Source organism: Pseudomonas sp. PDM32 (assembly GCF_019219225.1).
GTDB lineage: Bacteria > Pseudomonadota > Gammaproteobacteria > Pseudomonadales > Pseudomonadaceae > Aquipseudomonas > Aquipseudomonas laurylsulfatiphila.
In genome coordinates this window covers 203737-224338 of the sequence record NZ_JAHUWE010000009.1, presented here as the reverse complement: position 1 = coordinate 224338, position 20602 = coordinate 203737, and the positions used below count along the sequence as shown (strand labels likewise).

17 protein-coding genes are annotated in these 20602 nt (G+C 63.4%); all 17 read right to left on the bottom strand.

Annotated elements, in window-relative coordinates; genetic code table 11:
* Positions 1-95 precede the first annotated feature (95 nt).
* The 17 genes from KW846_RS18755 to KW846_RS18675 all read right to left on the bottom strand — a co-directional run bounded on the left by KW846_RS18755 (position 96) and on the right by KW846_RS18675 (position 20596).
* Positions 96-854 (bottom strand): ChbG/HpnK family deacetylase, encoded by a 759-nt coding sequence (locus KW846_RS18755; RefSeq protein WP_116581602.1) that lies wholly within the window; start codon positions 852-854, stop codon positions 96-98.
* On the bottom strand, positions 826-2037 hold the full coding sequence (locus KW846_RS18750; protein WP_218484174.1) for a GNAT family N-acetyltransferase: 1212 nt from the start codon (positions 2035-2037) through the stop codon (positions 826-828). The genes KW846_RS18755 and KW846_RS18750 overlap by 29 nt, the downstream gene beginning before the upstream one ends.
* Positions 2038-2041: 4 nt before the next feature.
* Positions 2042-2731 carry an N-acetyltransferase gene (locus KW846_RS18745; protein WP_116581604.1) on the bottom strand — a complete coding sequence of 230 codons (690 nt, stop codon included), beginning with the start codon at positions 2729-2731 and terminating at the stop codon, positions 2042-2044.
* An 87-nt stretch (positions 2732-2818) separates the two neighbouring features.
* On the bottom strand, positions 2819-4738 hold the full coding sequence (locus KW846_RS18740; protein ID WP_218484172.1) for a hypothetical protein: 1920 nt from the start codon (positions 4736-4738) through the stop codon (positions 2819-2821).
* A complete protein-coding gene (locus tag KW846_RS18735) occupies positions 4735-6039 on the bottom strand; it encodes a lipopolysaccharide biosynthesis protein (RefSeq protein ID WP_007973813.1) in 1305 nt (434 codons plus the stop codon). The genes KW846_RS18740 and KW846_RS18735 overlap by 4 nt, the downstream gene beginning before the upstream one ends.
* The gene (locus KW846_RS18730; RefSeq protein WP_218484170.1) at positions 6036-7037 is read right to left on the bottom strand and encodes a polysaccharide deacetylase family protein; all 1002 of its coding nucleotides are present in this window, start codon (positions 7035-7037) and stop codon (positions 6036-6038) included. Before KW846_RS18730 ends, KW846_RS18735 begins: the two co-directional genes overlap by 4 nt.
* Before the next feature lie 12 nt (positions 7038-7049).
* Complete coding sequence (locus KW846_RS18725) at positions 7050-8186, bottom strand: glycosyltransferase (RefSeq protein ID WP_218484168.1); 1137 nt, start codon at positions 8184-8186, stop codon at positions 7050-7052.
* Entirely contained in the window at positions 8179-9147 is a 969-nt protein-coding gene (locus tag KW846_RS18720) for a glycosyltransferase family 2 protein (RefSeq protein WP_218484165.1), read from the bottom strand. The genes KW846_RS18725 and KW846_RS18720 overlap by 8 nt, the downstream gene beginning before the upstream one ends.
* Positions 9144-10511, bottom strand: coding sequence for an O-antigen ligase family protein (locus KW846_RS18715; RefSeq protein ID WP_218484163.1), 1368 nt, complete (start codon positions 10509-10511; stop codon positions 9144-9146). The genes KW846_RS18720 and KW846_RS18715 overlap by 4 nt, the downstream gene beginning before the upstream one ends.
* Positions 10508-11602 (bottom strand): glycosyltransferase family 4 protein, encoded by a 1095-nt coding sequence (locus KW846_RS18710; RefSeq protein WP_218484161.1) that lies wholly within the window; start codon positions 11600-11602, stop codon positions 10508-10510. The genes KW846_RS18715 and KW846_RS18710 overlap by 4 nt, the downstream gene beginning before the upstream one ends.
* Positions 11599-13191 carry a Wzz/FepE/Etk N-terminal domain-containing protein gene (locus tag KW846_RS18705; protein ID WP_218484158.1) on the bottom strand — a complete coding sequence of 531 codons (1593 nt, stop codon included), beginning with the start codon at positions 13189-13191 and terminating at the stop codon, positions 11599-11601. Before KW846_RS18705 ends, KW846_RS18710 begins: the two co-directional genes overlap by 4 nt.
* 16 nt (positions 13192-13207) lie before the next feature.
* The gene (locus tag KW846_RS18700) at positions 13208-14236 is read right to left on the bottom strand and encodes a polysaccharide biosynthesis/export family protein (protein ID WP_218484156.1); all 1029 of its coding nucleotides are present in this window, start codon (positions 14234-14236) and stop codon (positions 13208-13210) included.
* Between the two features lie 21 nt (positions 14237-14257).
* The gene (locus tag KW846_RS18695) at positions 14258-14905 is read right to left on the bottom strand and encodes a CpsD/CapB family tyrosine-protein kinase (RefSeq protein WP_007973826.1); all 648 of its coding nucleotides are present in this window, start codon (positions 14903-14905) and stop codon (positions 14258-14260) included.
* Positions 14906-15652 (bottom strand): sugar transferase, encoded by a 747-nt coding sequence (locus tag KW846_RS18690; RefSeq protein ID WP_218484155.1) that lies wholly within the window; start codon positions 15650-15652, stop codon positions 14906-14908. It abuts the gene before it with no gap.
* Between the two features lie 166 nt (positions 15653-15818).
* Positions 15819-16823 carry an NAD-dependent epimerase gene (locus KW846_RS18685; protein WP_218484153.1) on the bottom strand — a complete coding sequence of 335 codons (1005 nt, stop codon included), beginning with the start codon at positions 16821-16823 and terminating at the stop codon, positions 15819-15821.
* Positions 16820-18172 (bottom strand): UDP-glucose/GDP-mannose dehydrogenase family protein, encoded by a 1353-nt coding sequence (locus KW846_RS18680; RefSeq protein ID WP_218484151.1) that lies wholly within the window; start codon positions 18170-18172, stop codon positions 16820-16822. The genes KW846_RS18685 and KW846_RS18680 overlap by 4 nt, the downstream gene beginning before the upstream one ends.
* A 483-nt stretch (positions 18173-18655) precedes the next feature.
* A complete protein-coding gene (locus KW846_RS18675; protein ID WP_218484149.1) occupies positions 18656-20596 on the bottom strand; it encodes an acyltransferase family protein in 1941 nt (646 codons plus the stop codon).
* Between the last annotated feature and the right edge of the window lie 6 nt (positions 20597-20602).

Genomic DNA, 20602 nt, shown 5'->3' with positions numbered 1-20602 from the left:
AGCGGGCTTGCTCGCGAAGGCGCAGTGTCAGGCGACATCATGGGTGCCTGAACTGACGCCTTCGCGAGCAAGCCCGCTCCCACAGGGGGGCGGTGTTACTCCAGAGCGGTATAGGCCACCCGCGGCACACCCGGCAAACGCTGTTCCAGCAACGCACTCAAGGACTCTCCCGGTTCCAGGTAGGCATCACCGAAGTCGGCGCCGAGGCGGTTCGGGTGGGCGACGATTTCCAGCAGTCCGTCGGGCGGCGGCGCGCCGTTGCGCAGATCCACCGGGGTACACACGTAGTTGGCGGTGGCGCCGGCCAGGTGGCTCAGGCGACGGTTGAGCAGGTCCTTGAACACGCGTTTGGGCAGGCTGAGGTTTTGCCCCAGGTTGCGCGCCAGACGCACGGGCACCCCCTGGCGGGCGGCGAAGCGCGCGACGATCTCACCGATCGGCCAGATGTTGTGCACGTGTTGATGGGAGTCCAGGTGACTGGGGCGCAAGCCGTTGTCCAGGCAGCGTTGCCACTGCGCTTCAAGTTCTTCGAGCACGGCGTGGCGATCCCGGCGCCCGAGCCAGAGGCGGGTGCGGCGCAGGTTGAGGTCGAACACGCCGGCGCCGTCGCAAAAGGTCGGGCGCTGCACAATGCTCTGGCTCAACGGGCGGCCGTAGGTCAGGTTGAAGTGCAGGCCGATGCGACCTTCGAGCAACGGGTGCCGGGCCAGGACGCAGGCCGCTTCGAACGCCGGCATGTTGGCCATGGCGGTGGCGGAGCTGATGAGCCCGGCCTGGAACGCGCCGAGGATCACCGCGTTTTCGCAGGCGCTGAGGCCGAAGTCGTCAGCGTTGACTATCACTTGCCGGGGCATGTTCGGCCTCCTTGAGTTTTTCCGTGGGCGCAGGTGTTTTGACAGCCGGTGTCGCGACAGGCGCCGGGGTGGCGACTGCAGCCGCTACTTGCCGGGCACGCCATTGCTGCCATCGGGGTTTGAAGCGTTGCCAGACCCGCAAGGCCAGCCCCAGCACCAGACCGCTCGGGCGCCAGGAGTAAAAACTCCAGCGCCAGTGTTCCAGTTGCCCGGTCATGCGTTCGTGCAGTTGATGGCTGGAGTTTTCCAGGCTGACCCGTGATGCATCGATCCACTGCCAGTGGTCTTCCAGGCCCCAGCGAATCCACTCTTCGAGCAGCACCCGGCCGCTGCCCAGATCGGCATATTGCGGCAGGAACGCCAGGTTGTAGTCGTACAGCCGACCCTGTTCCAGCAAGCCGAGGCGATAGCTGATGCAGCGCCCCTCAAGTTCCAGCACCACCACGCGCACCAGGCCGCGGGCGGCCAGTGCGGTGAAGGCGCGGTCCATCCACTGGCGATGGCGTGCATCGGAAAAGATCCCGACCCCTTCATCGCCTTTCCAGCTCACGGCTTCGACTTCACTGATTTCCTGCAACAGCGGCCCCATGGTCAGCGCGTCGGGGGTAATTCGCCGTACCCGGGCGCCACAGGCGGCGATGCGTTTGCGTGCGCGGCGCAGCTTGTAGCGCGGATCGCCGGAGACTTCCTGATGGTCGGCCTCGCTGATCAGATGCACCGGCACCCGACAGCTCAGGCGTTGTTCGGCGGTCGAGCTGAGCGCCTGCCACGGTGCCAGGGCCTGGGCCGTGGCACCGGCCAGTTCATTCAATTGCAGCAGGGCATGGGGCAGGCGCTGGCGGATCTGCGTCAGCGCCTTGCCAAAAGCGTCGCCGTCCAGCCTGGTCAGCAGCGCGAGGCGGTCGGCGAGGGGGAAGCCCAAATGATGCAGGACCCGAAAGGGCACACGCGCAAAGCGCTCCACGGACGCCACCAGCGGCAGGCACAGCGCCAGTTCGTCACCCCGCCAGCCGAGCAGCACGTGCAACCGCTCGCCGGGTTTGAGTGCCTGTTCTGATGCGCATAGCCAGGCCAGGGTGTTGAACGGCGTGTGGTCCGTCACGCACTGACGCAACGCTTCGTAAGCCGCCGCGGGAAAGTCGTGGGTGCACAACGACGTGTGCCATTCGAATCGTAGCGTCATGGGATCACGTCGCCTCGGCGGTGGCAGGTTCACGCACAGGTTTGCGCAAGGTTTCCAGGCGCGAGCCGGTGTAGCGTGTTTCGCGGAAGAAACGCCAACGGCCAAACAGTTCGTAGACGTTGGTGATCCGTCCCTGTTCGCTGTAGCCGGTGCGAATATGCAGCTTGAGTGCCGGGATGTTATGCCACTCGCACACGTCCACCACCTTGTTGCAGCCCTGGGCGTGCATGGCTTTCCACAGCTCGGTTTGCAGGTCCATCGACAGCCGGGTACCCCAGTAGGCCCTGGCCAGCTCGCCACCGAACTCGAAGAATTCCCCTGGCTGCACCGGGAACCAGCAACCGTAGTAGTGCTTGTCGTGATAGTTGCGGGCGGCCCCCCAGATGAACGCCACCGCGTCACCCTTGTCGTCCAGGTGCATTTGCCCGGTGTAGCCCTCGCGGGCCAGTTCGGCCATGGTCTCGACCCGGTCGCCAAAGTGACGGGTGAAGGCCACGGCGTTCTCCGGGGTGATGCTCGCGACCCGCAGCGGCGGGTAGGCCTTGAGTTTGTGCGGTGGCACCGGGCTGACCAGGTCCCGCTCCATCCACAGCAGTTCCTGGTGGGAAAACACGTAGTGCTTCCAGGCTTTTTTCAGGGTGGCACTCAGGCCTCTTTGCTTGATGTGTTCGCTGAGTTTGTGCATTGCACTCATGTTGTTGGCTCCTGACGGGATTGCCCGTGAGTGGAGAGATTCCTGCGCGCGGCGAAATGCCGACACGGCCAAGCACAAGCGGGGCGGTCATGAGGCAATCCAGCTGAGGGCGAACAGGGTTTGCCCGGGCAGCTCGAAGCTCACGCGACCGTCCCGGCAGTTGAAGGGCGCGTCGCGGCTGCGATTGTCGGCACCGAAGTAACGCAGGGCGCCCTTGCCCAGCGGGCAGGCCACACCGCTGAGGTCGACACGCTGCAAACGCGTGCCCTTGTTCACCCCCAGCAGCGTGCGCTTGAGGTCGTCGGCCATGGCCAGCGCATCGACTTCGAAGGCATCGTTGTCCAGGCGCACCACCTGGCTCAGCCAGTGTTGCCGGATGAACTGCTGGGCCAGGCCGACGGGTTTGAGTTCGAAACGATCATCGCCGAGCACCCGCAGCATGCCCTTGGGGTACTCGGGCTCGTCCGCGGCCTGGAACCAGCCGAGCATGTCGAGCAGGCCGTCCTGGGACGCGTTGATCACCACCGAGGCCCACCACAGCGAGGCGTAGTGGGTTTCCTGATCGTAAGGGCTGAGGCTGGCACCGCTGGACATGTTGGTCTGGTCGAGCAACAAGGCCTTGCGCGGCCGCCCCTGAGCGTCGAGCCCCACCAGTTCGGCGGCACGGCGCACGCTGTCGCGGTAGACACGGGTCGCGAGCAGGTCGCGGATCATCCATTCGTGCCAGGCCAGGGCGTCAACCTGCTCGCCGTTGTCTTTGAGCAGGCGCCGGGCCCAATCGATGCCGCGCCGCTCGCCGGCGTATTCAGACAGCGGCCCGTTGATAAAACGCGAGCTGGCCGGGATGGCGATGCGCACACCGGCCCTGGCATTGTCGGGGTTGCCGCGTACCTGCCGGGCCATGCTGTCGAACTGGGTCTGGAAACTGGCGTAGTCCGGGTAATTGAGGTTCGGCTCGTCGGCAAAGCCGATGTAGTGCGTGCCTTTGCCGCCCAAGGCACGGGTCGCGGCCAGCCAGGCCTCGAGGCCGCCATGGCTGGTGCTGTCGGCGCGCAGTTCGGCCTGGCGCTGGCTGCCGGCCAACAGGGTGATGTCCTTCGTGATGCCGAACCGCTCCTGGTACAGGCGACGGAACGCGTCTTCGTAGTGCGGCCGCGTGGCCATGATGTCGACGAGGCTGTAGTAGGTCGCCGCCTGCGGTTTGAGCGCATCGAGCACGGCAAAGCTGGCGGGTGGGGGCATCACGTAGGGCAGGGCGATGCCCAGGTCCGGCGTGTTGCCGAGCAGGTCCTTGTGCAGGGTCAACCGGGTCCGGCCATCGTCCTCGCGCAGCGGCTTGAGCTGTTGCGGATTCTGCGCGAACAGATTGGCCGTGCCATCGAGCCAGAACGCCGCCTTGCCGCTGCCTTGCAGGCGCAGGCGCCAAACCTGATCGCTGTCGGCGACCGGCAGCTCGGCCTGGTCGAATTGCCAATAGGCGCGGTAGGGCTTGAGGGGCAACGTCAGTTGCTTGCCGTCGCCCACGCGCTGGGCTTGCAGGGCTTGGACGCCATCGTGGAACTTGCCGGCGAGGACGGCGTGCTCCCCGGCCGCGACCTTGAAATACAGCTCGTCGCCGTCACGGGTTTCCGCGCTGAAATGCACCTTGGCCGGTGCGAACAGCGCCACCGTGCGCTCATCGTGTTCCACGCGGTAGCGGCGGAAACTGTAGCCCGGAATCTCCAGGCGATAACTGCTGGCACCCGGTGTCAGTGGCCAGCGCTGGCTGCCCTGGGTCTCGGCGGCGGCAATCGCTCGTTCGCCCGCAAGCCGGCCCTGGCCATCAAGCAGATACAGATGTTCTTCGTTGGCCCCGGCCTGCCACGCCGGCACCCATTGCACGTTCAGGGTGTCGGGGCGATCCGTTTGCAGGTACAGGCTGCCGTCGCGGATATCGGCCCAGCGCATCGGCCCGGCATAGACGTCGACGCTCAGGCCAAGGCTCACCAGCAGCGCGAAATACTTCATGCCGACTTCCGTTGCAGCACCAGCAGCATCGGCGCGATATCGCTGGGCAGGATGATCAGGGTTTGCCAGAGCGGCACCTGGCTCAGGCGGCAATACATCACCAGCAGGGCGACCGTCACTGCCAGGTAGGCGATGGACGAGGCCGCTGCCGCACCGACGATGCCATAGGCCGGGATCAGCACCAGGTTCAGCGCCAGGTTGAGCAGGGCACCGAGGCCCATCAACAACGAAATCGATCCCGGGCGATTCTTGCCCAGCAAGTCCAGGCGCAGGATGCTCGCGTAGCACAGCCCGAGCAGGCCCGGTAGCAGGGCGAGCAATGCCGGATAGGCCGGTTGGTAGGCCACGCCGAACAGCGTGACGATCAGCCATTCACCGATCAGCGCCATGCTCAGGCAGGCGCCGAGCATCACCGTGGCTGTCAGGCGCAAGGCCAGCGGCGTGACTTTGTCGATGCCTTCTTCCTGTTGCAGCAGGCGTTTCATCAGCGGCGTGGTGACCGCTTCCGGGACGATCAGCAACAACTCGGCGGCGGCGCTGGCCATGGCGTAGTGACCCAGCGCGGTGCTGCCGAGCAGGGCGCCGATGAACAGGTAGTCGGAGCGCAGGATCACTTGCTGGAACAGCAGGTCCGGATGGCTGCGGGCGCTGTAGCGCAGCAGTTCGTTCTGGCTGGCGCGGTCCCATTGCAGGGTCAGTGGCTGGTTGCGCTTGAGCCACACCCAGCCGACCAGCACCACCAGGCTGATGCCCGCCAGCCAGCTGATCAGCGCCGCTTCCAGCGCCGCGCTTTGCCACATCCAGAACAAGGCGAGGAACAGCAACAGCGGCGCCAGCGATTCGATCAGGCGCAAGGCATTGAAGGCGACCACGCCGCCCGAGGCGTTGTGCAAGGTCAGCAAACCGCTTTTGAGCACCGTCAGCGGCACCGCCAGCAGCAACAGCCAGGCGAGCAGGCCCAATTGCGTGGTGATGTCCAGCTCACTGCCGAACTCGCGGGTCAGCGCCACCACCAGCAGGGTCAGCAACGCCGCCAGCAGGCAACCGAACACCAGCACCTGGCTGAGCAGCAAGCCCATCGGTCGTTGCTTGGCCGCCTGATAACCCACCGCGGAGTTCAAGCCGCCGCTGGTGGCCGCGCTGATCAGGTCGGGCAGGGTGCTGAGCAAGGCAAACAGGCCGCGCTCGCTGGGGCCGAGAATCCGCGCCAGCAGCACGTTGCGCAGCAGGCGCAAGGCGATCATCGCCAGTTTGGTGCCCATGCTCAGGGCCAGATGCTTGAGGTAGTGGCTGCGACTCATGGACGTGCCCCACGGTAGATGCGCCAGGACAGCAGCTCGGGATTGCGTGCGGTACGCTGGCTGACGCCGAAGCGCGGCAGGGCCAGCGGATCTTCGGCCCCGCGATAAAGGCCGGTGCCGGTGCCCAGGGCAAACGGGAAGCCTTGCCTGGCCACCTGTTGGCGCACCCGTGCATCGTTGTCGCCATTGGGGTAGCAATAGACGGGCAGCGGCCGGTTACAACCGTGCAGCAGCGCGTCGCGACTGCGGCTCAGTTCTTCGTCCAGGCGTTGATCGTCGAGACCGGTGAGGATCGCGTGGCTGGCACCGTGGGGGCCGAAGCGCACCAGGCCGGACGCTTCGAGCGTACGCACCTGCTGCCAGTCCAGCGCCTGGGGCAACGACTCCTGCGGGCAGTCGTCGGTCAGGCGATTGAGGTCCGGTGGCGACAGGGTCTTCAGGCTCTGCAGGAAATTCAGCAACGCCAGGCTGCGGCGCTGCTCGTGCGGGTCATCGCACAGTGCCGGCAGCGGACGCCCCGCGAGCTGCAAGCGTTCGATCAGGTGCCGGCGTGCCTGTTCGCCATGGCTGTTCCACAGGGTTTCGCCGATGCTTTCCCACCAGAACCGCTGGCGGCTGCCGATGAAATCGGTGGACAGGAAAATGCTCGCCGGCACCTGGTATTCCCGCAGCAACGGAAAAGCATTCACCGCGTTGTCGCGCCAGCCGTCGTCGAAGGTCAGCGTCACTTTCGGCCGTTCCGAGCGTGGCGTGCCGGGTTGCAGGATGTCCATCAGCGGCACGCAGTCGAAGTGTTTCTTCAACCACAGCAGCAGGTGTTCAAACGCCTTTGGCCCGACGCACAGTTCATTGCGGTGGGGCAATGCGGCGGCCCGGTCGCTGGCCAGCACCCGGTGCAGCATCAGGATCACCCCGGCGCCGTGCAGTCGATTGCGCCCGACCGGGGAATTGAGGTACAGCCAGCCACTGGTGCGTTTTAACAATTGCTTGATCGCCATGGCACGCGCCTCTTATCGATTTTGCTCGGGGTTCCATTGGGCGTAACGCTGACCGCGCAGGAACTGCCACAGGCCAATGCTCATACCGGCAAGGGTCACCAGAAGGAACGCAGCGAGGCGAAAGGGTTTGGGCAAGCGGTGTTGCGAATCCAGCAGGCCGGCAATGGCCACCGTGTAGCCGAGCAGTTGCGCGATCAGGCTAAGGCGATAGAAGCCGTGGTCTTCCCACAGCCAGAAATTGCTCAGCAGCAACGGCAGCAACAGGATCGGCGCCAGTCGCCGGATCAGCTTGTGGCTGATCAGGGCAATCGCATACAGGCCGTGGGTCAGCGGATTGAGCAGCGCGCGGCGCTGGGCCAGGCTTTGCAGGCCACCGACCGTGACCCGCTGACGGCGGCGGAACTGCTTGTCGGCTTCGTCCACGCCCTGGTCGATCACCTGGGCCTGGGGCACGTAGACAATCTTTTTGAAGGCCGCCGGGGCGCAGGTGCTGATAAAGAAGTCGTCGTTGACCTCCGTCGGCACGTTCTGGAACAACTCGCGGCGCAGGGCGAGCAAGGCGCCGTCGGCGGAGACCATGCAACCGGTGCGATTTTCCACGTAGCGCAGCCAGCCTTCATAATGCCGATACAGGCTGTCGCCAATGCTCAGGCCCTTGCCGGTCACCGGGATCACCATGTGCCCGGCGCAGCCACCGACCTGCGGGTCGTCGAGCGGTGCGAGCAGATGGCCGAGGGTGTCGCTGGACCATTGGTTGTCGGCGTCGGTGAACACCAGGATCTCGCCGCTGCTGATCGCGACCCCGGCATTGAGCGTCGCCGCCTTGCCCTGGCGGGGCAGGTCGAGCACGCTGATGCGCGGATCATCGACCCTGCGGGCGCAGGCCACGGTGTCGTCGGTCGAACCGTCACTGGCGAGGATGATGTGCAGCGAGCGGGCCTGGTAATCCTGGGCCAGCACGGTGCGCAGTTTTTTCTCGATATGCCGCGCCTCGTTATGTGCGGCAATCACGATGCTCACGTCCATCGGTTGCGCCGGTCCATGACGCGGTGCCCGATAAAAGGGGGCCAGCAACGTCAGTAACAGGGGATAGCCGAGGTAGGCGTAGACCGGCAGCAACAGGCACAACCAGAAAATGAATTCAGCCACGGGCGGGCCTCCTGGCATTCCAATGACAAAGGCTGAGGATGAATCCGGCGCCCGCCAGGTGCAGGCGCACCCAGTGCAGGCCCCAGAGTTGCAGGGTCAGGCGCATGTCGTGGTGTTTGGCACTCTGGCGCAGGCTCAGGCCCAGGGCGGGCAGGACGGTCAGTAACAGCATCAGCACCGCATGGTGGGGGAAGCCGTCGAACAGGGCGGAAATGGCCAGGAAGTCGATCCCCCAGGCGGCCATCGACAGCAGCGGAAAACGCAGCAGGCGCAGGCTCGGGCCATGGGTGCGCAGCAGTTGCAGATGACTGCCCTGGCGCCACAGCTCCTTGCCCATCCATTCGCGCCAACTGCCTTCGTAGCCCCAGTGCAGCGCCACGCTCCGGTTCACCGAGCGCAGCTTGGCGCCCGCATCGGCCAGGCGCATGGTCAGTTCCTTGTCCTCGCCGGTGCGCAGTTGTTCATTGAAACCGCCAACCTTGTCGAACCAGCGACGGCGCATCAGCAGATTGGAACTGGGCAGCCATTGCACGACATGCAACGGCTGCGAATCGGGGTGCAAAGTGCGGCGCTGCCAGGCATCGGCGTACCACGGCGCTTCGGCCGGGGTGTGCAGGTCAAGCCCCATGACATCGGCCTGGCCGGCGGATTCGAGGTCGAACAGCAGCTTGAACCAGTTCTCCGGCATCTCGATGTCGGCATCGATAAAGGCCAGCCATTCACCCCGGGCGATCGCCGCGCCGCGATTGCGCAATGCGCCGATGAGCAGGCCTGGCAGGACCAGCACCTGGGCGCCGAACTCCCGGGCGATGTGCGGGCCCTGGTCGTCGGAGCCGTTGTCGACCACGATCAACTCGCATTGCACCTTGGCCGCATCGGCGGCATGTTGTGCCGCGAACAGGGTCCGGGCGATGTGCCGGGCTTCGTTGTACATCGGGATGACGATACTGATGCGGTTCATGCCCTGACCTCCGTCAACGGGGCTTCTTCGGCCTTGGTGCGCAGTACGCTGGTCAACGCGAGCATGATCCATAGGTACTTGTGGTTCGGTGCGCTGAGGAACATCAGGAACAAGGTCAACGACAGAAAACTCATGCTCAGGTGGGTCATCACATCGGCTCGCGCTGCGTCCCCCCGCAACAGCCAGGCCCGGCGGGCGCGAATCAGGTTGTACAAGCCCAGGGCGAGCATACCGACGAACATCAGGCCGGCGGGAATCCCCAGTTCACTGAAGATTTCCAGGTAGGTGTTGTGGGCGCGCCGGTACAGGTCTTGCGTCTCGCCCTTGATGGAAAAGGCCTTGGCGTAACCGGTGGTGGCGTAATGCAGCGGGAAGGTGCCGGGGCCGGTGCCGAGCAAGGGGTTCTCGGCGATCATCGCGCTGCCGACCACAATGTAGGAGGCGCGACGGCCCAGGGACGGGTCCTGGCTCTTGGCCCCGGAACTGAGGATGCTCAGCGACTGGATGCGCGCCACGTAACCGGCCGGCATCGCATACAACCCCAGCGGAATCACAATCGCCAGGCCGAGCATGGCAAAGCCCAGGTGGCGCGGGCGAATGCGTGGCAATTGCGCACGGTAATGCCACGCACCGATCAACAGGCTGAGGAACAACACCACCAGCCCCGAACGGGAATCGGTCTTGGTCATGCCGCCCAGCAACAGGAGGGTGCAGCCCCCCCAGAACAACCGCTGCAACAGGTTCGGGCTGCGCACCACCAGCAACAGCGCCATGGGCACGGCAAAGGCGATCAGCAGGGCAAAGTTGTTCGGGTCCTTGAGCAGCCCGGAGGCACGGCCGGCGTCCTGGTATTTGGTGGAGAACATGGCCATGGCGCAGGTCACCGCGACACTGATGGCGACCAGTCGGGCGAACATGTCGAGGTTCAACTCACGCGCCACCAGCAGGGTGATGACAAACAGAATCAGGCCGACGCTCAATTCGCGCAGGTGGCCCAGGGAGATGCCCATGTCGTCGGTGTTCAACAGACTGAGCAGGTACAGCAGCATGAAACCGACCAGCAAGTGCCAGATATTGCTGCGCAGGCGATCGGCCGGCAGTTGCCGAATCGCCAGTTGCAGCATCAGGATCAGCGCCAGCGAGGCCCCGAGGAATTTGGAGCCCGATAACGCGTTGTCCTTGAACAGACCCTCGAACGGCAGGATGGCGACAATGCCCAGCAGGCCCCAGGCAGGCTTGCGGTACAGCACCGCGACACCCACCAGGCCCAGCACCGCGCCCGGCGCCAGATACGGATAAGGGCTGGCCAGCAAACCGAGGCAGACCAGGCCGAGCAAACTGACGATCGAGAGCGGAAAGATCACGCGCGTGCCTCCCGTGCAGTGCGGATGTAAAGCTGCGACCAGCGTTCGGCCAGGGCCTTGAGGTCGTAGCGATCCCGTTGCGTACGTTTTGCGTTGTCGATCAACTCGCCGGCCAGTGCCGGGTCCCGCACCAGCGTGCCGATCTGGCGGGCGAGGGCGGCGCTGTCGGTGGGCGCGGCAAGCAGGCCGTTGTGGCGGTCCTGCAGGACATCGGGAATCCCGCCGACGCCAAAGGCCACCACCGGCACGCCGGCCTGCATCGCTTCGAGCAGAATCATCGGCGTGCCTTCGGTGCGCGAGCTGATCACCAGCGCATCGAGTTGCCGCCACCAGACGCGCATGTCGGTCTGGTAGCCCGGCAACGTGATGCGTGCCTGCATGCCGGCCTCGTCGATGCGCGCCTGCAGGCTTTCCCGCTCCGGCCCGTCGCCGAGCATCACCGCATCCAGTTGCGGATACTGCTGACACAACGGGATCAGCGCATCGAGAAACAGGTCCGGGCCTTTTTCACTGCTCAGGCGCCCGACGTAACCGGCCAGCCAGCGTTGACGTGCGCCGCTGTGCGGCAGCAGGTCGCAGGCCGTCGGCAGGCCGTTGGGGATCACCTGCAACTTGTCCGTGCGCACGTTGGCCTGGCGATGCAGCGCCGCGATGCTTTCGGCGACACACACCACCCGGTCCACCGAAGCCGTGCGACACAGTTGCAGGCTCAGCCAGGTGTAGAACTTCTGCTTGCGGCTGCGCGGGGTAAAGCCGTGCTGGGTGATTACCAGGGGCAGGCGCAACAGCGTGGCGCCGACCCAGCCGAACAGCAGGCCCTTGAAGTTGTGCGTATTGATCAGTGGCCGCCGGTCCCGACGCTGACGCAAATGCCCCAGCAACGCGCCCAGGCCCGCGCAGCCCAGGCAATCGACACCGGCCTGGCGAAAACGCGCGATCAGCTCTGGCGGCGCATCGAGAAACAGCACCTGGTGCTGCCCCGGCGTCGCCAGGCAATGGTCCAGCAGCATCCGCTCGGCCCCATAGAAGCCGCCGCTGCTGAGCAAATGAATGATCGGCAGGTCGCGGGGGGTGCCGAGCGCCGCGTTCAATTGCGCACCCAATGCACGAGGGCCGGAACGCTCCAGTTCCTGTGCGGATTGTTCGGCAGGGTGCTTTGGTCGTTGAGCACCAGCAGCACCGGCAAGCCCAGTTCATGGGTGATTTGCGCAGGGTGCTTGAAGCGGTGGTCGAAGAACTCACGCACGTAGACCAGGGCAATCGCCAGCAGCAGACCGGTGAACAGCCCGAACGGAATGATCAGCAGCGGTTTGGGGAACGCCGCTTCGGTCGGTTCGAACGGCGGGCTGAGCACCCGGGCGTTGGACAGGTCGTTGTCCAGCGCGCGCGCGGTGCTGCTTTCGGCGAAGCGCTGGGCATAGGTGGAGAACGCCGCATGCAACGCATCGATCTCGGTGTCCATCTGCCGCAGCTTGCTCTGGGTTTCCTGCAACTGGTGGATGCGGTTCTTGAACTCGGCAATGCGCGCGGTTTTCTGGTCGATGACCGAACTGATCGTCGCCAGGTCGCTGGTGCGCTCCTGAATCCGGTTGCTGACAATCTTCAAGAACTGCCCACGGGTGCGGGTGATTTGCTCTCGTGCCAGCAGCATCGGTTCGCTGCCGGGCTGAAAGATCGCCAGGTCGCTCATGTAGCGGCTGACCAGGGTTGTCAGTTGCTCACCCAATTGCTTGATCTCGCGGTCTTCGAAAGCGACGTTGTCGACCGTGGTGGTGAAGGTGTAGGGAAAGGTGTAGTCGTTGAACCTGGCGTTGTTGGCGGTGGCCAGGTTGGTTTTCAGGTATTCGAGCCAGCGCTGGCTTTGCAGCAACCGGTCCTGATACAGGTTGAGCGCCTGCTCCTCGGTGTTGATCGCGTTGAGGCGAAAGGTGATTTCTTCCTTGGGATCGGACGAGCCGATGCTTTCGAGCAAGGCCAGGCGGTTGGCTTCCAGGCCATCGAGACGCACTTGGTACTGCAACTTCTTGGTTTCGTAGAAGCTCTGCGGCAGGTCGATCGATTGCATTTCCTGGCGGTTGACCAGGTAGTTCTGCAGCAGGGCGGCGACGAAGCGGGTGCCCTGGGCCGGGTCAGGGAAGCTGTAGACGATCGAGATCACGTTGGAGCCCGGCAAGGTTTCCACCTTGAGGGCGTCGGACGCTTCCTGGGTGAGCACATCGAGCTCGGTGTCGCGTACCGGATCGGTCTGCAGCCCCAGCATGTTGCGAAGGGGGTTGATCACTTGCTCGCGAACGGGATTGCTGACAAAGCGTTTGAACGGCTGCACCAGCACTTTGTTGAAGACGCTCACGGGCGGTGTGTATTCACCCTTTTCGCGCAACTGACCGATGGTCTGGCGGATCAAGGCCGGCGAACGCAGGATATTGCTTTCGGTCTCCATGTCCGCCAGCGACGGCGGAATGAAGGACGCGTTCTCCTGGTTGAGGGTGCTGGTGGCATCCCCCTGGGAGAGTTTCTTGGACTGCACGATCACCTGGGCGGTGATATCGAAGCTCTGCTTGAGCATCAGCGGCAAGACCACGGCGATCACTGCAAAGACCAGGAATACTCGTTTCACCAACTGCTTGTTGGCGAAGAAGATCCTGAAGAACTCATGCAGGTAGTTTTCCTTTGGATTCATGGCGGTCACCTGAGAGTTAGTCGTTGCTGTCTTTGTTGTCGACGCGATAGCTGAAGCTCATGCCCACGCCCTGGAACAACACCACGTCCGCCAGTTGCCGGGCGAGTTCGCCGGCGCTGGCCAGTTTGGTCTTGGGCACGTACAGCATGTCGTCGGCCTGCAGGTAGGCGATCTGCGAGGCATCGCCGGACAAGGCTTTCTCCACGTCATATCGATGCGCGACCACCTGGTTGCCGTTGCGCCGCATGATCATCACCGAGTCCAGGCGCGCCTTGACGTTGGAGCCGCGTGCCATGGTCAGGGCCTCAAGCACCGACACCGGGCGGCGGATCGGGTAGGAGCCCGGCTGGCCGACTTCACCCAGCACAAAGATCTCGTTGCCGGCGGTGGACTTGAGCAGCACGTCCACGGTCATGCGCCCCGGCAAGGTGGCGTAGCGTTTATTGAGGAAGGCCTCCAGTTGGTTGACGGTCATGCCTTGCAGCGGCACGGCGCCGATTTCCGGGAAGCTGGCGTAGCCGTCGGTGCCCACGGTGATTTCCCGGCTCATGCCGGTGCCGGGGTGGTTGAGCACGGACTTGAGGTTCTGCTCATTGGTCAGCGGGCTCACCAGATTCACCGACAGCTGATTGCGGTTGGGCTGGAACAGCTGTTTGCGGTCGTAGGCGCGCTGAATCGCTTCGCGTGCCTGATCGCGGGTCAGCCCCTCGATTTTCACCGAGGTGTTGGCCCCAGGCAGTTCGATGGTGCCGTCGGGCAGCACCAACTGGTTGCCGTTGAGCTGGCTGGCGGCGGTGAAGTTCAGCGAGATCATGTCCCCGGACTGCACGCGATAGGCGTCGGAACCACTGGTGCTGATGTGGAAAATCACGTCCAGTACATCCTGTGGCCGCAGGGTCTGCTCGACCTTGGGCACGTCGGTGGCCTGGGCGTTGGCCGGCGGGGCCGTGAGGATCTGCACCGGCATGCTTTGGGACTGGTCGGAGGAAGTGCTGGAGCAACCTGCAAGCGGCAGCAACAGCAGGACAAGCATCTTGGCGTTCATGGCGTCATCCTTTCTGGTGGCTCACAGGTTTTTGTACAGCCACTTGGGCATGTAGTACTTGCGTCGGTTGAACACGCTGCCGACCAGTTTCGCGCCAGCCTGGCTCAGGCGCTGGGCCGCGGCCTGGGCCACTTCCCAGCGAGTGTCTTCAGAGCGAACGACCATGACCACGCCGTCCGCCTGGGTGCTGATGGCCAGGGTGTCGGAATCCGAATACACGGCATCGCCGTCGATCACCACGAAGCGGTACTGACTGCCAAGTTGATCGAGCAGCGGGCCCAGGCGTTCAGGTGTGAGGTGTTCGTTGCCCCGGGAGTGACGGCCGAACGGTAGTACGTGGAACGGCAGGCTGGACACGTTCACCACACAGTCCTGCAACAAGGGCGGGTTCTGGGTGTTGAACAGCAAGTCGTGAAACCCCCGTTCCCTGGTCAGCCCCAACTGTTGCGTGAGGTTGGTCGCCGACTGGCTGGCGTCCACCAGCAGCACCAGGCCGCTGCTCATCTGTGCCAGTTGGCTGGCCAGCGCCAGGGCGCTGGTGGTGGTGCCCGCGCCGGGGTTGGCGGCGGTCAGGAACAGGATCCGCAGGTCCTGGTCCAGCACGGTCGATGTCAGGTTGGACTCGCTCGGGCTGGCAATGCTGAGGCTTTTAGCAGTTGAACCGTCCATTTAACTCGCTCCGTGGCCGCTGAATACTTTGAAAGGGGTTTTCAACAGAATCTTCAAATCAAGCAGCAGGCTCTGTTGGGCGATGTAACGCAGATCCAGCTCAACGCGCTGGTCGAAGTCGATATTGCTGCGCCCGGAGATCTGCCACAGGCCGGTCATGCCGGGGTAGATGCTCAGGCGAACGAGGTGTTTGTCCTTGTAGCGGTAGGCGTTGAACGAAGTGGGCCGGGGGCCGACAAGACGCATGTCGCCGGTCACGACATTGAACAGGTTCGGCAGCTCGTCGAGGCTGGTGCGTCGCAGAAAGGCGCCGATGCCGGTGATGCGCGGGTCTTGGTCGATCTTGAAATCGATGGCGTCGGCGCCGTGCTTGTTCAGGTGCCGCAGGGACTCCTTGAGCTCCTCGGCGTTGATGACCATGGTGCGGAACTTGTACATGCCGAACAGGCGGCCGCGGTAACCGGTGCGCTTCTGCACGAACATCACCGGCCCCGGGCTGGTGCATTTGATGGCCAGCGCCAGGCCCAGCAGCACCGGCGCAATCAGCACCAGAATCAGCAGCGCACCGCAGCTGGCCAACACGCGGTTGGTGCGCGACAGGGTCCAGGGGCGGCCACCATCGCGACCGGTAATCCAGCCACGTCCCTGCATGTGAATGGCGGCGTCCATGCGCATGCGGTGCTCAGGGTCCATGCGCTTGTCTCTGCGCATTGTGTCCAGGGGCACACTTTTCTCATGACCAGTCATAATTCCTCCGCAAAGTTCAGCCGCGTGCGGCGTGGGCGATAGGCAGTTAGTTAGTGCTAAACAGATTATTGTTTAGTTAATTGTTTTTGATCGCTTTGTTACTTAGTTAATTGGTATTAGTCAGTTAATTACTTGTCTGATTAGTGTTAATTGTTTAATTACTTGGTTAGTAGTAAGCGCGGAACCAGGCGACGAAGCGCCCAAGTCCCTCATCCAGCTCGATGCGCGGCTGGAAATCGGTCGCGCGAGCCAGGTCGCTGGCATCGGCGCAGGTATTGAGGACATCGCCGGGCTGCAGCGGCAGTAGCTGGACCCGGGCTTTTTGCCCCATGTGTTTTTCCAGCAGCGCCAGGTAATCCTTGAGCGCTACCGGGTGCTGGCCGCCGATGTTGAAAATCCGCCAGGGCGCCATGCTCGTGGCCGGGTCCGGGTGTTCGCGGTCCCATTGATCATTGGCTTGCGGTGGGCACTCGATCAGGCGCGTGATGCTCTCGACGATGTCGTCGATGTAGGTGAAGTCGCGCTGGTGCTCGCCGTGGTTGAACAGCTTCAGTGGCTGCTCTTCGGCGATGGCCCGGGCGAACTGGATCGGCGACATGTCAGGCCGTCCCCAGGGGCCGTATACCGTGAAGAAGCGCAGCCCGGTGCAGGGAATGCCGAACAGGTGGCTGTAGCTGTGGGCCATCAACTCGTTGGACTTCTTGGTCGCGGCATACAGCGAGAGCGGATGATCGACACCATCGCGCACCGAGTAGGGTGTGTGCTGGTTGGCGCCATACACCGAGCTGGACGAGGCGTAGATCAAGTGTTTGACCGGGTGGTTGCGGCAGCTTTCGAGGATGTTCAGGAAACCGTTCAAGTTGCTGTCGAGGTAGGCCCGGGGATTTTCCAGGGAGTAGCGCACACCGGCCTGGGCCGCGAGGTGGATCACCACCTCTGGTTTCTCCCTGGCAAACAGCGCCTCTATGGCCGGCGTATCGGCCAGGTCAACCGTTGCGAGCTGGAAAGGGCGTGCCTGCTCCTGCACCCAACGCACGCGATCGTGCTTGAGTTGCGGGTCGTAGTAGCTATTGAAGTTGTCCAGGCCGAATACCTGGTGGCCATCGCGCAACAGTCGCAGCACGCAATGGGCACCAATGAAACCGGCCGCTCCGGTGACGAGAATCTTCATGGGCGCACGGCCTCAGGCACGATGTGGCGCAAGCCGATGCCGCTGTAGTGCAGGCCGGCAGCCGCCACCTGTTCCGGGTTGTAGAGGTTGCGCCCGTCGACGATCACCCGGCAGCGCAGTTTGCTCGCCAGCAGGTCGAAGTCGACCACGCGGAAGTTCTTCCACTCGGTGCAGATCACCAGGGCATCGGCGTCTTCGAGTGTGTCATCGCGGGTGGCGCACAGGTGCAGGTCGTCACGGTAGCCGTAGAGGCGCCGGCACTCGGACATGGCCTCCGGGTCGTAGGCCTGCACGCTTGCGCCTTCGGCCCAGAGTGCCTCCATGAGATAACGGCTGGGGGCTTCGCGCATGTCATCGGTGTTGGGTTTGAACGCCAGGCCCCACACGGCGATGGATTTGCCGGCCAGTCCGCCGGGGAATTGCGCCTTGAGTTTGCTGAACAGAATATGGCGCTGGCGGTCGTTGACCTCGGTCACGCTGCGCAGCAGACGCAAGGGCATGCCGCTTTGCTCGGCGGTGTGCAGGAGGGCACGCAGGTCCTTGGGGAAGCAGGAACCGCCGAAGCCGCAGCCGGGGTAGATAAAGTGGTAACCGATGCGCGGGTCCGAACCGATGCCTTTGCGCACCGCTTCGATATCGGCGCCCAGCAACTCGGTGAGGTTGGCCAGTTCGTTCATGAAACTGATGCGCGTGGCCAGCATCGCGTTCGCCGCGTACTTGGTCAGCTCGGCACTGCGATTGTCCATGAACATCAGTTTTTCGCGGTTACGGCAGAACGGCGCGTAGAGGTCGCTCATCTGGCTGCGGGCTTCATCGTCAGCGGTACCGATGATGATCCGGTCCGGACGCATGCAATCGGCCAGGGCACTGCCTTCCTTGAGAAACTCCGGGTTGGACACCACGCGAACCTTCAACGAGCCTTTGCCGCGGCGCTGCAACTCTTCGACAGCGGTGGCATTGACCTGGTCCGCCGTACCGACCGGCACCGTGGACTTGATGATCAGGGTGCGGTCGGCCTCCATGAAACTGGCAATCTGCCGGGCCACGTTCAGCACATGGCTGAGGTCGGCGGAACCGTCTTCGTCGGCGGGCGTACCGACGGCGATGAAGATCAGATCGGCATGCTCCACTGCATCGCTGGCCTGGGTGGTGAAGAGCAGGCGACCGGCCTTGATGTTTTCTTCAAGGGTGCCGGAAAGCCCTGGCTCGCTGATCGGTGGCACGGCCTGTTGCAGTTGCCGGATCTTGTTCGGGTCGATGTCGACACACAGGACACGATGCCCGACATCGGCCAGTGCCGCTGCTTGTATCAGGCCAACATAGCCCGTACCAAATACGCTCACGTCCATATTGGCGTGCCTCGTAAGACGGTGGAGAGTCGCGAAGTGAAAACTGTAAAAAGGGGTATAGACCAGCCTCGGAAAACCGCGTCAACCATCCGGCATGTTAAAAGGGCAAGACACCCCCAAACTCGGGGGGCCAAATGCCATCAACCTCGCACCACTGTTGGGTTTTCCCCCGATTTTGGGCGATTGGCGAAAATCCAAAGAAAGCGATAAACGGTCGTAAGCCGCGAAATACAAGGGTTGTAGCAGCTTGAGTGTGTCAGATTTGAGTCACCGGTTTCTTGACGCTTTCCCCCAAATTCCGACTACTCTTACGCGCGTGTGGCCATTTGCTATCGTCAAGAATCGACCGACAATCTATTGGCACGTGCCTGTCGGGGCATGGCAAATTCAACGATCCTAGAGGTCGAGGGGGGGCGGGTCAGTGGCTGTTTCATGAGCCGGGCGCACCTTCTGCCGGGCGCCCGTGAGCGGGGGGAGGTGGGGTCAATTGACCACGCTGGCACCCGACCTTGCGTCGGCGGTTTGCGGGTTGGCCTTGGGGTCGTGCAGCAGGGAGAAGCCACGATCGAGCAAGGTGTGGCCGATAAACCGCGAGCCCACTTCGTTCAAGTGTGAGTCGTCCAGGTACAGCAACTGACCCTCGATGATCGGACTGCACACGCCGGCCGGGCATATCACCTGATTGGGGTCGATGAAGCGTATCTGCGGAAACCTGGCCCGCACGTCCGCCCAATAGGGCGCCAGTGTGCTCTGGGCGACCGAGCAGTTGCGCCCGGTGCCGAACATCAGCCGGCGAATCGGGCAACTCGCGGCCTTTTCGATGTGCTGGTTGCTCAGGATGACGATCACCTGGCCGCTGTTCTCCACCACCCGCCGCAGGCTCGCTTCGACCAGATCCCTGGCCCGGTCATCCTTGGGCCAGATCGCCGCCAGTACCACGTAGCGATACTTGTTCTGCTCGATCAGGCTGAACACCCGTTCGTTGCGTTTAGCACAATGGGCCGCATACACCGGAGGCATTTCGGCGGTGTAGCCGAGGATCGGCGGGCAGGAGTCCATGGTGTAGTCCATGAGCATGATGTTGTTGGGCCTGGCCAGGATGTCGACCATGCCGGTGAAGTGATTGGCAAACGAGTCGCCGATCATGATGCCGTCCAGCTCATCCTTGGTTGCGCCCAATCGGCAGTGCTCGTTGGGTTCGGTCTTGTACAGTGCGTTGGGCACATGGCAGCCGCTGCGGACCTCGGCAGGCTTGTTCTGGGTCATCGCTTCAAGCGCTGAAACGTCGGCGTTGAAGCGTTGTGGAAAACCGTTGAACTGCAGGCTCAGCCCCGCCAGCACGGCCAGCCCCAACGCCGGAAGGGCAAACCGGCAGGTGAACACCCGGGCGAAGTGCAGGCCTGCCCCGGTACGGCGAAACGGCACCTCGACGTACCGCCAGGACAGCCACGACAGCAGGACAGAGGCGGCAATCAGCAGCGCGCCCACGGGCAGGTCGATGGGGATTTCCACGTAGTTCAGGAAGGCAATCAGCGGCCAGTGCCACAAATACAGCGAGTAGGAGATCAGGCCGATAAACACCATGGGCCGGCTGGTGAGCAAGCGTGAGTGGCGTTCACCGCTGCCGGCCAGGATCAGCAAGGCGGCGCCCAGGCAGGGAATCAGGGCGTTGATCCCGGGAAAGGTGGAATTGGGGTTCAAGGCAAACAGCGAGAAACCGATCAGCAGGTAGCCCGCCAATGCATAGCCATGGGCCGCCCGTTTGCCGATCACGCGCGGTGAATGGAGGTAGATCGCCAACAGCCCGCCCAGCATCAGTTCGAAAAAACGCGTGGGCAGCAGGTAGTAGGCCGCCGTGGCGAAGACCCCCGTCGCGTACTCGGAAACCCCCACTGCCAGCACCACGCCGATGGCCAGCACGGGCAACACGTAACGCGGCGCCAGGCGATACAGTAAAACGATGAACAGCGGCCAGATGACGTAGAACTGCTCTTCGATTCCCAGCGACCAGGTGTGCAGCAAAGGCGCTTCGCTGGCATCGGCGGCGAAGTAGTTACCGTACTTGACCCAGATGTAGATGTTCGAGACACCCAGCAGCGAGAGCAGGGCGCTGACATTGAGCCGGACCAGGTCGACCGGAGACAGGATGAAGGCGCCGGCGATCACGGTCGCCAGCAGCACCGTCGCCAGTGCCGGCACGATGCGGTTGATGCGCCGCTGATAAAACCCCTTGAGCGAGAACGCATTGCGCTTGACCTCGGAAAACACCTGGGAAGTGATCAGGAATCCCGAGATGACGAAGAAGATGTCGACGCCCACATAGCCGCCGGGCAACAGACCGGCCTTGAGGTGATGCAGCAGCACGGCAATCACCGCGACAGCGCGCAGCCCATCTATGTCGGAGCGATACTTGCCTTGAGCCATGCGCCT